Below are 13,065 nucleotides of genomic sequence, written 5' to 3' on the forward strand. Positions count from 1 at the left end.
TGTCGGCTCTTCAGTTGGGCCTGGCGGCCTAACCACGGGCCTGACGGCCCGAGGTGACGCGTCGTCATGCCTGGCGGCATGACTGTGAGTTGGCTGGGTTGGCCCTGACGGGCCAACAGAGGAAGAACCGGGCCTGGCGGCCCCGCTGTCGCATGCTCAGGTGTCATGCCTGACGGCATGACAGTGGGGTGTCGGGTGGGTTCGGGTTCCCTGCCCTGCCGGGCAGGGGTTCGGTGCATCTCGGCGCCTACGGCGCCGTGATGTCGTAAGGGTTTTTTAGACAGTTATCCGGTTCCTCTCCCCCTCTGGCGTACCTGGGCGGGTGCGCTTTGGCCCTGACGGGCCAACAGAACGGAGCACGCGGGGCACGTCTGCCGGCATGTCCGGTTCTTGTAGTGCCCCGCTGCCGCGGGGCACGTCTTCGCCGGTTTTGGAGTGCGTTGTCAGACCCGGCCTGTATGTTCCGGAAGTTGTTGGCCCGTCTGGAATGAGCCCCGAATACCACTGGTGGGGCGTGGAGGGGTGGTGAGCTGTGCCTGTCAGTCAGCATGTTGCCGCTCGGAGGATCATTAGCGCTGCTCTGCGGGCCGGTGCGGCGTGGATCAACCGGGTTGAGGAGCCTCGTGCGTGGCGGGAGCTGTCTCGTATGCATGGAGTGCTCTTGTCCAGTCTGCCCGTGAGGGCAGGCCCTTCGACGCCTGCCGAGATGATCGACTTGCTGCCGGTTCGCTTGCGGGAGTGGGTGCCGTTGGCGTGGGATGAACTGCCTTCGGAAATGGGGGATTTGGTTGTCCTGACGGACAACGGTGAGCTGACCGAGGAGGCCTTCGAGGCGGGGATGAACTATCTGGAGGCCCTGTACGGGGACGACGGATACTTCGATCTCGGCGGGACGTGGCTTCCGGCGTGGGTTCGGCAGACGGCTGAGCAGACGGAGCGGGCTGCCTTTCGGCACATCCGCTCCGGCGGGCAGGCCGGCTATGTGGCGGCGCGAACCATGCTGACCGAGGTGCCGTACGGCACGCAGCGGGCATTGGTCGAGGAGTACTCGCGGCGTGGCACGGCACGGATGGACGTGTACCGGCCTGTTCCCTCGGACCGGGTCTGGGTAGGGGCGTCGTCGTGGTTGTGGCCGTGTCCGCAGTGCCGGTATCCGATGGTGCTGCGGGGTGGGCAGTTGCGGTGTGAGTACCCGCCGCATCAGAGCCGGTTCGGTCTGGTCGCGGGCACTGGCAAACGGGGTGGGCCGCCTGCACTGACCGGTGGGCGGGACCGGTTGGCGACGGCTGCGGAGCCGGCGGAGGGCGTGTTGTGCCTGGACTGGGGGGTGTGGCGGTACATCACCTGTCCCGGGCTGAGTGAGGTGGGCCTGATGCAGTGGCTGGAGAAGCAGGAGGGGGTGCGGGTCGAGCGCTGGGAGAACCTGGATGAGTGGGATATCGGCGTCTACCTGGCGGACGGGCAGCGCTGGCGAGTGGACGTCAAAGACCACCAGGACGCGCAGACGATCATCGACCGGCCACCTGCCGGGGAGACGGTGGTCGTGCCCAACTACCGGCGCAGCCAAGTCAATCAGCTGCAGTCCGGGCTCGACGCGCTCGGGACTGCTGACGGGCAACGCTACAGCGTGTTCACGGTCAGCCGTTTCAAGGCGGCCGTGACCCGGCGGTTGAAGGGGATGGACGCATGACGTCGCTGAAGAACGCGAGGTACTCCGTCAGCGTGCCGCTGACGCTGCGGGCGGCGATCCTGCTGGCCGCACGGGTGTTCCCCAACCGGGCGCTGGAGGAGCAGGCAGCGTGGCGGCGTGTGGTGGATCTTGCTGATGCGCATTTCCTGGCCACGGGGCAGATGCATCTGTGGGACGGCTGGCCTGCTCTGGCTCTGCCCGATCAGGTACGGATCACGCGGATGCTGCGGCAGCGGCCGGCTGTCCTTGCCTCCCATTCGGTGTTTGTCACGGAGACGGCAGCGGTCCTGGGCAGCGGTGAGGCGGTCGAGTTCGCCCCGGCCGACGGGGAGGAGCAGGTGCTGATCCTCCCCGTGGGCGACGAGGAAGCCGTCATCGATGCCTTGCTGAACGAGCTCGAGGACAACGCGGCCAAGGGGCAGTTGGTGCCCAAGCCTGCGCCACCCGGCTCCTACGTCAGCGACCTGCGGATTAGGGATGCGCTCAGCCCCTCCGGCCGGGTGGTGGACGTCTTCTACGACCTCGACTACCAAGGGCCCCCTGCTCCCAGCGTGGTGCAGGAGCTGGGCGACGCCCCGGTCGCGGACGAGGTGGTGATCCCCTTCGCCGACCTGGACAAGATCGCGGGCCGGCTCGATGAACTGCGCGGGCAGGACTACCGGCGCAAGGCGGTCGCGGACATCAGGCGGCACGCCCGCGGCCGCGACGGCACGGACGTGGGCGACCTCCTGCGCGTCCAGGCCGGGCCGCTGCGGGTCTTCCACGCCCCCACCGGCATGGGCAAGAACGTCCTGAGTGAACTCGTCGCGGTGTGGTGCGCCCAGCAGGGCCGGGTGATCTCGCTGGTCGTTCCGCAGAGCGCGCAGGTCCTGGCCACTGTGTATCGGCTGCGGCAGGATCTGGCCGACCTGGAGGTCTCCGCGCAGGTCACGCCGGTCGTCTCTCCCGCATCCATGATGGATCTGGCCGAGCAGACGGCCGGCAACCCGCAGGACGATGAGGACTTCAGGACCTGGGTGTACCGGGAGATGTCTTACAGCTGCCCCCTGACCGGGCACGCCACCACCTCCTCCGAAGCAGTGGACGCCTGGACGCCAGGCCAGGAGCCGTGCGACCAGCTCAAGCCCAACGGGCCGAAAGCGGACAAGACCCTGGCCTGCCCGTGGCGCGGCGGCTGCGGGAAGTTCCGCCACCACCGGGCTGCGGCGTCGGCGGACATCCTCGTCACCAACCATGCGAACTTCCTCACCGGGCACATCCACGCGCCGGTGGCGGGCCGGCCTGCCCCGGGACAGCGCATGACCACCGAGCAGCTCCTGCTGCACCGCAGTCATCTGGTCATCATCGACGAGGCCGATGCACTGCAGGCGCAGGCTTTCGACCAAGCGGCCCGTCAGGTGCTGCTGGCCCAGGACGGTGCGGAGCGCACCCCGGTACGCGAGCTCGACAGCCAGTTCCGGCGGCACTGCCACCGGCTGCCGATGAGCCTTGAGCAGTACCTGCGGCCGCTGATCAACCACCTGGTGTGGCTGGCCGAGTCCTACGTGTCCCACCTCGTTGGCGGGGTCATCCATCCCGACCGGGAACGGCGCAGCATGGTGGTGCCGCGCCGCTGGGATGGGATGTTCGCCTCCCGGATCTTCAGGCTGGAGGCTGGGGAGCGGCCCACTGAGCAGCAAATGCAGGCGGTCAACCAGCTCTACAAGCGGGAGGGGCCGCTGGAGTTCGCCGATGAGATCGAGGGGCTGGCCGAGCTGAGGGAACTGCTGTCCTCGGTCACGGATCTGGCCGGCGGGTCGGATCGGCTCACTCACGCCACCTTGAAGCGCGTTGGAGAAGCGTTTTCGGCGATCACCGGTGAGACGGACGAGAAGCGGCTGTCCTCGCTGGCTCTGCTGGCGGCCCGGCGGGCGTATCTGGAAGAGATGCGCAGCATCCTGCACCGCATCGTCGGTGTCGCTGCACCGTTGCAGGGGGCGGGGATCTCTGCCGGCAACGGCCTGGTGGACGCGCTGGCCTCGCACGTGCCGTGGCGGGCTGCCCCCTACGGTCCTTTGGGCCGTGCGCTGTTCGCGTTCTCCGAGACGTTCGATCCTGGCGACCGGCACCAGACGGCGCTGCGGCTGAAGTCCTATGTCGGGGATCCGCACGCCCACCTGGCCTACTTGGGCGAGGTGACCGCGCTCGCCCATACCGGCACCCGCCGGGCGGTGATCGGGATGTCCGCCACAGCCTTCATGCCATACGCGCCGCGTCATCACCTCCTGCCGGAGCCGGCCTGGTACGTGCCGGACGACGTCAACGGAAGCCTCACCGTCGAGCTACAGGCTGGCCAGGACAACGGGGCGGGCATCGTGGTGTCCGGCACCGACGGAGTAAACCGGGAGCGCGCTTACACGGCCATGGGGCGCAGCGTCGGCCAGGACCTTCCCGCGCAGCTCGACGCGGTGGCCGCCGATGCGGCCACGGCGCACCGTGCGTATGCACTGCTTGCGCCGACCGCCTACGACGCCGGCCCTGCGCTCGCCCGCGGCATGATCGACGTGGGGGTCGCGGCATCGGAGATCTGCGTGGCAGTGCGGCCGCAGGAGATGGCCTCGCTGGAGCGGATGCCGCCGGGCTGGGTGCCCATCCCCAGCAACCGGCTCGAGCAGTTCCCCCACGCCGTGGGTCACGGCCGGTGCCGGTACCTGATCGCCCCCATGGCACAGGTCGAGCGTGGCCTGAACATCGTCGACCGTGACGGGCGCTCCCTGCTGCATGTGGCCTGCCTGGTCAACCGGCCCATTCCGGTGATGGAAGACCCCCCGGTCCTGCTGTCCCTGGTCAACTCTCTCGCCTACCGACAGCGGCGGCCCGGTCCGGAGCCCGCGGCAGAGCTGGAGCGGCTACGGATCGCGGCGGGCCAGATCTTCGATGACATCCGCAGCGGGCAGGGCTACTTCAAGTCACTGGGCAAGGACGTCAAACTCGCCGTGGTCGCGGAGATCCTGACCCGGCTGATCCAGCTGGGCGGGCGCACCCGCCGCGGCGGGGATCACGGGCGGCTGCGGCTGCTGGACGCCGCCTTCACCCATACCGCCGCCGATTCCACGCTGCCCGCCCTCCTTGAACAGTTGCGCAGGAAATGGCAGGACGAGGACCACATGCCGCTGATCGACGCCGTCTACCGCACCACCATGACCGACGCCCTGCTGGGGCTGACTGAACACTCCCCCACCGGATATGAGGAAGAGGAGATGGGCGAATGGTGAGTGACGACCGCGGCCACCTGTTCACCCTGTCCTTCACGCTGGATGACCGGCTGCTGGGCACGGTGCACGTCTATCCGCAGGACGAGGCGTTCGCGCCGGCCTGGCGGCGGCTGCCGAGGCCGCGGGGCAAGGACGCCGTTCAGCCGATCGCGTCCCTACAGACGGCGGCGCGCGCCGTGACCGGAGAACGGCTGGTGTTCACCAACCCCGACCGGCCCGCCCGGACGGGCCGGTGGGCCGGGCGGAGCGTGATCGTCACGCCCGGGCCACTGGACGGGACCGTGGTGCGCACTCTGATGCGGGAGTGGGAGACGCGGCTGGACGGGCATGACGGCCGTGACACCCTCGCCGCCCTGCTGCAGCTGTCCGACGACGGGCCCCAGCCGCTCAGTTCGCTGCTGCACCGCGACTCCATGGGGCGGATCACCGGTCCCCGCTGGGCGTTCCGGGTGGCCGGGTGGCGGCTGGCGAGCATGCTGGCCGCCCAGCCGCTCCCGCTCGACGAGTCGCTGCCTGCGCTGCGGTTCCACCTCGACAGTGAGGGCGACCTGCTGGCGTGGCAGGCCCCGCTGGTCCACGAGCGGACGTGGATCGACGAGGAGAGCGGCAAACGCCGGCGCATCGCTGGCTACGCCATGGAGCGCATCCACATCGAGGTCGAACCCGCCCCCGGCGGCAAGAGGCTCATCGCGCATCTGTCGGCGCGTATCTCGCGCGTCGCCACCCATTACAAGGGCATCCGCAACGTTCTGCTGTGCCATCCCGTCAATCCGGACATCATCCTCAAGGCCCCGATCACCACCCGGTGGGAGAAGGGTCCGGACGGATTCATGCAGCCCGCGGCCGTCCGCTACCGCGGGGCGACGGCACAGATCGTCGAGGCCTGCGGCGTCGGCCGCCTGCCCCAGCCGCCCCTGACGGGGCTGGACGAGCTGGCAGAGGTGCGCGGAGTGCACCGCACGGGCAAGCACCCGATCGACAAGGGCGCCGGGGCGATGTTCCACGCCCGGCTCGAGGAACACGCCGGCCACGTCCTCGGCCAGGAGCCCGTCGTCTACTCCGGGACATCTATCAAGATCAGTAAGCCGGGCGGGAGCCTGCCGCCCTACGTGCCCGCCGGCAAGATGGCCGACGCCATGGCAAGCGCCCGCCTCGATACGGTGCGCACCGTCGTGCTGTACGAGTCGGTCCAGTGGCACACGCGGGTGATGGGGCAGTTGGCCCGCGATTACGCGCGGCCCGAACTGGCCGATCTGCCCGACGAGCAGCCGGTGGTCCTGGCGCCCGGGTATGAGCTCGTGGCGGTGCGGCTGCCCGAACTGGTCCGCCACGGCGGCCACGACCGCAGCCTGATCCTGAACACGCTGCCCTGGTTCAAGCCGGGTGCCGGGCGGGCGCTGGTCGCGGCCTTGTGTGAGACGCGCTATCCCAGCGAGCAGGAGAAGGAAGCGGGGGTGGCGGACGCCAAGCACGCGCTCAAAGGGCTTTTCGCCGAGCGCGGCATCCCCTCGCAGTTCATCACCATGGACTCCGATCCCGGCGATCCCTACCGGCTGAACACGCCCGAGAAGGTCGCGCGGGCCAGGGCCCGCAACGAGGGTCTGCCGGAGCCGGACGTCGCCTACAAGGACGACCATGCGGTGCAGATCGCGCTCGGCAGCCTGCACTCCGACTCCGGCATCATCGACAACCGTCTGGCCGCCACCGCCTTCCACCGCAACGCCAAGGACACCGCCCTGGACCGGGAGGCCGTGGCGGTGGGGCTGTGGACCCGCTACCACCGCTTCGACGAACGTCCCGGCCGTCCCCGCAAACCGGCCGTGCTGGCCATCACGCTGGTCGCCATGCGGATCCCGCTGGGCGAGGACGCCTACTGGCCCACCCTCATGTACAGCGACCAGGGCTGGCTCCCCCTGGCCCAGGCCCGGGCCCTGCATCATGCCGGTCCCATCGGCAAGAGAGGGCACCATCTGCGGGAGGACCATGGGGGCCCGGAGAACGTGCGCACCTATGTGGACCGGGCGCTGACCGCGCTCAGCAACAGGCTTCCGATCATCCTCTTCGCCGAGGAGCGTGAGCGGATCTGGCCCGGGCTGTGCAACGACCGGCTCGGGGACGGCGCTGTTCCCGGGCAGAGCCTGATCGCCCAGGGGTGGGATGTGGCGATCGTCAGAGTGGGCAACGGGCAGGGCACACCCCAGCCGTCACGGCGCACCGGTGGCGGGGGCAAGCTGCCGGGCAACCCGTTGCAGCCGGTCATGCCGGAGAAGATCCTCTACCGTCACGATCACGGGGACGTGGTGTCCTGGCTGTTTTCCGGGCAGTCCCGTCAGCACGCCGGCGGTCAGCGCACCGGTACCCAGTACACGCGCCGCACTCTGCCCGGCGGTCAGCTGGCCCAGATGGGCGCTCCCTTCCACGCCATGACCCGCACCGAATACGTGGTCGCCCACTGTGGTGGCTGGCGAGAGGAGCAGCTGGTCGGTCTTGCCGCGCGGGTCTCGGAGCAGGCGGCGATGTGGGATGGGCGCACCAACCTTCCTGCGCCCCTGCATCTGGCCAAGAGCGCTGATGAGAAGCATCCCGGCTTCGTCGATCAGGAAGGGTTCGGCGGGTAGCGCGTATAGCGTGGGTGTCGCGGGCTGCTGTCCGGAGCACCTCGCGGCGGTGCGGGGCTGGCTCGCCGTCGCCAGGGGCCCGCGGACCGCGGACCGCGGCCTGACGCCATTCGCTACCGCTCGGCTTCCGCAAGCGCGAGCAGCCGCCCGACGGAGACTCGCGCCGCGTCAAACGTCTCCTTGTAGCCGCCGATCGGCATCTGTGCGTCGCTGAGGACTACCGGGTGCCCCTCAGCCCTGAGCAGCTTGATCACCCTCTGCTCCACGCGGTAGGCATCCGCGCCCGTGGCGAACTGGATCTGAGCGAACGGCACCCAGCCGTGGCTCTGGAACCGAACGACGCGGTCCTCGCGGGTCCGCAGTCCAGTGATCCCGATCTTCACGGCGCCGTACTCGGCGTGGGAGAGGACGTACAGGCGGGCCGGGGCGCCCGGGTCCAGCCCGTAACTCGCGCAGTGCTGGCAGCACTCGCCCCTGTTCCGGACGTTGTTCAGCCTGGGGGCTGAGATCTTCTGGCACCGCTCGCATAGCGAGAGCCAGGGCGAGGCGATGTTCTTGAACGGCTCCAGCGGACGGAAGCCGACGGCCCGCATGTCGGCAACCGCCTCGTGCGGGTCTCCGGGCCCGTACCGCTTGCAGAACCGGCAGCCGCCGTCGCGGCCGGTGACGTTGTCGTACCGGGGGGCCACGATGTGCCCGGCCGCGACGCACTGCGACAGCCACGGCTTACCGGTCCCGAGGAAGTCCACCAGCACGATGAAGCCGTGTTCCAGCATCGCCGCCGCAGCCTCTTCCGGGTTCTTCGGGGCGTTCGGCGCGCACCAGATGCAGGCCCCCTGCCCGTTCATCACGTTGTTGCGGTTCGGATAGATGACCTGCTTGCACGGGATGTGACGGCACATCCAGGGTTCGCGGGCCCGGCCTGGGTAGGGCTCCAGGGGCTCGGCGTTGCCCAGCCGGCGCATGTCAGCGACCGCGACGCTGGCGGGAATCGAAGGGGGCATGGCCATCTTCCTTCTGGGGGCTGACGTGGTCTTGATCGGCGGCGGGCGGGCGGGCCGTCGGCGGCAGCGCGCTCTGGCTTGGTCTACTGCTTTGGGTAGGTGGCGAGGTACTCCAGGAGGGCAGAGAACGCCGTGACCATGTCGTTCAGGTCGACCGCGTCCTGGAGTACTACAGAGCTTCCATGCCCGCCGCCCTCGTATCCGTAGTACCGCGGATGGCCCTTCGCCCCTGGCTTCTTCTTGAATCCGTCGTCCTCCGGATCCATCACCAGTGCCTGCACGCTGGGGCCTGCGTGCTGGACGAAGCTGTTGCGGGCGAGCCATTTCTGATGGCGGTCCGCGAGGAATCCGTTGGCGGCGGAAGTGGCCTCTGGCGTCTGCACCATGATGCGGATCTCGAAGGGGCTGTCCGTTCCGCGTCTCGGCTGCAGGCGCTGGATCTCGGCGACGACATAGCCGTCTTCCGTCTCCCGCCAAGCGCAGATGTTCGGAGCTCCCATCTGGGAGCGCTGCCGCAAGTTGAACACCGTGCCCTCTGGGGCTGCAGCCTGCGTGAGGCGCGCCAGTCGCCGCAGCCGCAGTGCGTCGCTGAGCGCAATCGAGGCCTGGTCCGCCGGGCCGGTCGCCTCGCCCTCCAGCACCACGAGCTGCTGATGCGCCCAGACGGCCAGCAGTCGGGCGAGGTCGTCCGATGAACTGTTCCAGCCGCCGAGGAGACCGCGGAAAGTGAGCCGACGGGACCAGGTACTCGGGCCGTCCGGGATCGGATCGGCATTCGGGCCCACCAGGTAGCGGTCAGCTGCCGGTATGCCCTTCGCCTCTGCCCAGGCGTCGTACGCCGCGAACTGTTGGCCGTGAGCACCGGCGCCGAGCTTCATCTCCATCAACACGCGCTCGACGCCGTCCAGCAGGACGACGAAGTCGGCCCGACCGGTAGGCGCACCTATGCGTGCCTTCACCCGGACCTCGCGCCGAACGGTGATCGTGCCCTGTGCTAAGCGCAAGGCCGATCTGAGCGGCTCGGGATCAAGCTCGGCAAGGAAGCACAGCAAGTCCGCCCAGTCGTCTTCGGTACGCAGCAGGCGCGTCAGTCCGTAAGTCACGGCCGGACGCTACACGCCGCCTCTGACAACCGGTCTCAGGACCGGGGCCCATTGTCAGAGTCGGCTCCCACGATGAGGTCGTGGACAGCACTATGGGCTCGCTGACGCCCGACCAGGAGCTTCGTGGCCTGCTGACCGATCTGCTCGACGGACGCGAACCGTGGGACCTGCTGGAGCGGGAACACGTGGGCCGCGGGCCTCGGGCGGCCGTCCGGCTCCTCGCTCAGACTTTCCGTCTCGCCGCTCACGGGCCCGGTATGAGGTCACTTGGAGTAGGTCTGTTTCCAGCGTGATCGGTGGCTGGCTCCTCCTTGTCCGCGTCCGTTGACTTCGGCCAGCGCTAACAGCGGTGTCCCGTTGTTCCACAGGCCGAAGAAGTCACGGTGCAGGGTGAGGATCTGGTGGCCGACGGCGAACGCTTCGGCCTGGCGGCTGAACCGTGTGGTGGCAACGAAGATGGCCACATCGGCAGCGAAATGCACCTTCGCTCCGAGCAGATCGCGTACTTCGCGGCTGGCGATCGTTCGGTGGGGTGCGTATCGCTTGCACTGGATCACCATGGTCCGGCCGTCTGGCAGTCGGCCGAGTACATCGGCTCCGTTGTCTCCGGTTCCGCCGACTGTGCGTACCTGTGTGCAGCCGTCACGGCGGCACAACTCTGCGACCACTTCCTCGAACTGAGTTCCAGACAGTGTGTCGATCACCGCCAACGTCCGCTGTCCTGCTGCGATCTGCTCCTGCCGTCTCCAAGCGGCGTCCTTGCTGCGCAGCAGCCTGTCGGTGTGCCATAGCCGCCACGCCATCCAGCCGGCTCCCACGACGACAAGGATTGAGCCGATATACAGCCAGATCACGGGGCGCAGCAGGGCCAGCAGGACCAGTGCGGCGATCGCGCCTGCTGCCGCCTTGTACCGGGCGTTGCGGAGTCTGCGGGCAGTTCTGCTGTTGCGTTTGGCCGCCATGTACGCTCCCTCGTGCGCCGGGCCGGTATCAGTTCCTCCCTTCTGTGCAGTGTGGGCATGCCGAGCAGCTCCGCCAGGGCGCTGTTCAGGCCATTGGCTTGAACCTCCCGTCCCATGCTGGCGCCGGACGTCATCCGGTCCCCGTTCGAGGAGGTGGGCTCGCCTGCTTACAGGCCGAGTTCAGCCAGTGCTGCCTGCTTGTGCTGGTTGAGGCCGGAGCGACGGCGGCGCAGGTTGCTCAGCCACTGGCCCAGGCGCACGGGGTCGCCTTCGATCTTCTCGATGTGGCGCTGGGGGACGTTGAGATGGCCTTCTCGCGCGCGGAATGCCTGTGCGGCGGCCAGCCCGCGCTGGAAGGCACGCTCCCGCGTCGGCACGTCCGCCTCCCCGGCCGGGGAGGCGGACGTGCCGGGCAGGTCGACGAGTCCCAACTCCGCCAGCATGTACCTCTGTTCAGGGTGAAGGCGGTCGGATCGGGCGCGCTGGGCCTCAAGCCACCTCTCTTCTTCCGCGGCCGTCCCGTTGCGTTCCAGGCTCTGGCGGGCGGCGTGGTAGGTCCGCTGCCAGGTGATCGGCCAGGGCGGGTTCCACCGCCGGTCCAGAGCAGTGAGGGCAGCAGCACGCAGGTCGGTGAGCGTCTCGGCGCGGGTGCGCTGCGTGGCCAGCCAGCGGCCTAGGGGGAAGCCGTCATGGACTTCCTCGACGGGTGCGGCGAGGTGGCCGTGGCGGGCGACGTAGGCAGCGGCGTGAGCCAGTGCCCGGTCGAAGGCCTGCTGGCGGGGGTCCCAGATGATGCCGAGGCGCTCGAGGGCGTGGACGCGTACGGCGTCGAGGGTGCCCTTGGCGTGGAGGTGACGTTGCCAGGTGAGCCAGCGGCCCAGGGGGTAACCGGTGGGGTCTTCGTAGGTCTGGGGGACGTCGAGGTGGTGGTGGGTGTGGTGGTAGCTGCGGGATGCGGCCAGGCCGCGGCGCCATTCGGCGCTCTTGGGGGCGAGGACGCGCAGGGAGAGGGCGAGGGCGACTTCTTCGCCCTGGGTGGGGCGGTCGAAGCGGAGCCAGGCTTCGGGGTCCTCGCCGGGCATGGTGGGGCGGTTGGTGCGGGGGTCTGACAGGCGGGCGTCGAGGCGGTCATCGTGGGCGCGCAGGGCCTGGATGGTGCGCCACAGCGGGGTGTAGGCGTCGGCACCCAGAAGGTCGTCGGGGTCTTCGTCGGGGGTGAGGTAGACGGGGACGACAAGGGTGGCCTTCTTCCCGGCGCCGGGTTTTTGGCGCAGGGCACGGCCGACGGCCTGGACGGTGTCGACGGGGCTGTTTTTGGGGTCGCCGAAGACGACGGCGTCGATGTCGGGGACGTCGATGCCTTCCCCCAGGACGCGGGCGTTCGACAGGACAGCCGGGGTGTCGGGGCTGGTGTGAGAGGTGAACTCGAGGAGGAGGCGGCGGCGGACTTGGGGGGCGTGGCTGCCGCTGATCCAGTCCGCCCACAACCCCTCGGGCCGCAGTTCGGTGGGGAGGGTGGCGGCGGTGTCGGTCAAGGTGGTGGCGAAGGCGCGGGCGTCGGCGACGCGGTGGTGGAAGGTGAGGATGCGGCGTAGCCGGTGGTCGTGGATGGCGCGCAGGGCGGCGACCTGGCGGCCGGCCAGGCGCAGTCCGTCGACGCCGGCTCCAGCTCCCGTGGCAAGCCAGTCGCGCAGGTCCGTGTCGGTGACGACGGGGACGAGGATCTGGTAGTCGGCGAGCAGCCCGAGGTCGATGGCGTCGGAGAGGTTGAGGTGGTAGGCGACGGGACCGAAGAGGTCTTCGTCGTCCATGGAGGCCACTGCCTCTGCTCCGTCGCCGTCCGAGGTGTCGTCGGGGTCCCAGATGCGGGGGGTGGCGGTCAGGTAGAGGCGGCGGGCGGCAGGGATCTGGTCGTCGTGGTGGACGGTGGCCCATGCCTTGCCGAGACGGCCGGCCGTGCGGTGCGCCTCGTCGATGACGATCAGGTCCCAGGGGGGCAGTTGGTGGTCGCGGTGCGCGGTGACCACTGCAGTCAGGGAGGCGTAGGTGGCGTAGACGGTTACCGAGCCTGGTCCCGTCTTGCGGATGTGGGCGGCCAGTTCACCGGGGTCGGTGGTCATGGGTACGTCGGCACCGACTGGTTCGTGGTCGAGTGCCTGGCGCGCGGAGCAGACCGCGATGGCGGTGCCTTTACGCCCGGCCAGCCGCCAGGAGCGGATGGTCTGGGACAGCAGGTCCAGTGTCGGCAGCAGCACGAGGACACGGCCGCGTGGTGCGGTGCGGGCGGCGGTGCGGGCGGCGATCAGGGTCTTGCCGGTGCCGCAGGCGGCGATCACGCTCGTGCGGGGGTGCTGGGTCAGGTTCCGGGTGGCTGCGGCGACCGCGTCCCTCTGGTGGGGGCGCAGCGTCAGCTCTGTGGGTGCCATGGGCAGTG

Annotated in this window: 7 protein-coding genes; 3 read left to right on the forward strand and 4 right to left on the reverse strand. The window is 69.3% G+C overall.

The features are described from left to right. Positions 1 to 532: 532 nt before the first annotated feature. The 3 genes from OHA88_RS00005 to OHA88_RS00015 are packed head-to-tail and all read left to right on the forward strand — an operon-like array spanning position 533 to position 7,562. Positions 533 to 1,690, forward strand: a complete 1,158-nt coding sequence (locus OHA88_RS00005) for a restriction endonuclease-related protein (RefSeq protein WP_328623662.1) — start codon at positions 533 to 535, stop codon at positions 1,688 to 1,690. Continuing rightward, positions 1,687 to 4,944, forward strand: a complete 3,258-nt coding sequence (locus OHA88_RS00010) for a hypothetical protein (RefSeq protein WP_328623663.1) — start codon at positions 1,687 to 1,689, stop codon at positions 4,942 to 4,944. Before OHA88_RS00005 ends, OHA88_RS00010 begins: the two co-directional genes overlap by 4 nt. Continuing rightward, positions 4,938 to 7,562 (forward strand): RNaseH domain-containing protein, encoded by a 2,625-nt coding sequence (locus tag OHA88_RS00015; RefSeq protein ID WP_328623664.1) that lies wholly within the window; start codon positions 4,938 to 4,940, stop codon positions 7,560 to 7,562. The genes OHA88_RS00010 and OHA88_RS00015 overlap by 7 nt, the downstream gene beginning before the upstream one ends. 113 nt (positions 7,563 to 7,675) lie before the next feature. Here OHA88_RS00015 and OHA88_RS00020 read toward each other — a convergent pair whose 3' ends face one another. The 4 genes from OHA88_RS00020 to OHA88_RS00035 form a co-directional block, all read right to left on the reverse strand. After that, positions 7,676 to 8,566: a hypothetical protein gene (locus OHA88_RS00020; RefSeq protein ID WP_328623665.1), complete on the reverse strand. Its 891-nt coding sequence runs from the start codon at positions 8,564 to 8,566 to the stop codon at positions 7,676 to 7,678. An 83-nt stretch (positions 8,567 to 8,649) separates the two neighbouring features. After that, positions 8,650 to 9,669: a hypothetical protein gene (locus OHA88_RS00025; protein WP_328623666.1), complete on the reverse strand. Its 1,020-nt coding sequence runs from the start codon at positions 9,667 to 9,669 to the stop codon at positions 8,650 to 8,652. Between the two features lie 263 nt (positions 9,670 to 9,932). Beyond that, entirely contained in the window at positions 9,933 to 10,631 is a 699-nt protein-coding gene (locus tag OHA88_RS00030) for a restriction endonuclease (protein WP_328623667.1), read from the reverse strand. A gap of 167 nt (positions 10,632 to 10,798) precedes the next feature. Next, entirely contained in the window at positions 10,799 to 13,057 is a 2,259-nt protein-coding gene (locus tag OHA88_RS00035) for a DEAD/DEAH box helicase (RefSeq protein ID WP_328623668.1), read from the reverse strand. Positions 13,058 to 13,065 lie beyond the last annotated feature (8 nt).

It is taken from the genome of Streptomyces sp. NBC_00353 (genome assembly GCF_036108815.1).
GTDB lineage: Bacteria > Actinomycetota > Actinomycetes > Streptomycetales > Streptomycetaceae > Streptomyces.

What these genes read in the sequence shown, in the direction of transcription:
- OHA88_RS00035 (WP_328623668.1), bottom strand. Translation starts at nt 13,057, where the DNA reads ATGGCACCCACAGAGCTGACGCTGCGCCCCCACCAGAGGGACGCGGTC.
- OHA88_RS00010 (WP_328623663.1), top strand. Translation starts at nt 1,687, where the DNA reads ATGACGTCGCTGAAGAACGCGAGGTACTCCGTCAGCGTGCCGCTGACG.
- OHA88_RS00030 (WP_328623667.1), bottom strand. Translation starts at nt 10,631, where the DNA reads ATGGCGGCCAAACGCAACAGCAGAACTGCCCGCAGACTCCGCAACGCC.
- OHA88_RS00020 (WP_328623665.1), bottom strand. Translation starts at nt 8,566, where the DNA reads ATGCCCCCTTCGATTCCCGCCAGCGTCGCGGTCGCTGACATGCGCCGG.
- OHA88_RS00015 (WP_328623664.1), top strand. Translation starts at nt 4,938, where the DNA reads ATGGTGAGTGACGACCGCGGCCACCTGTTCACCCTGTCCTTCACGCTG.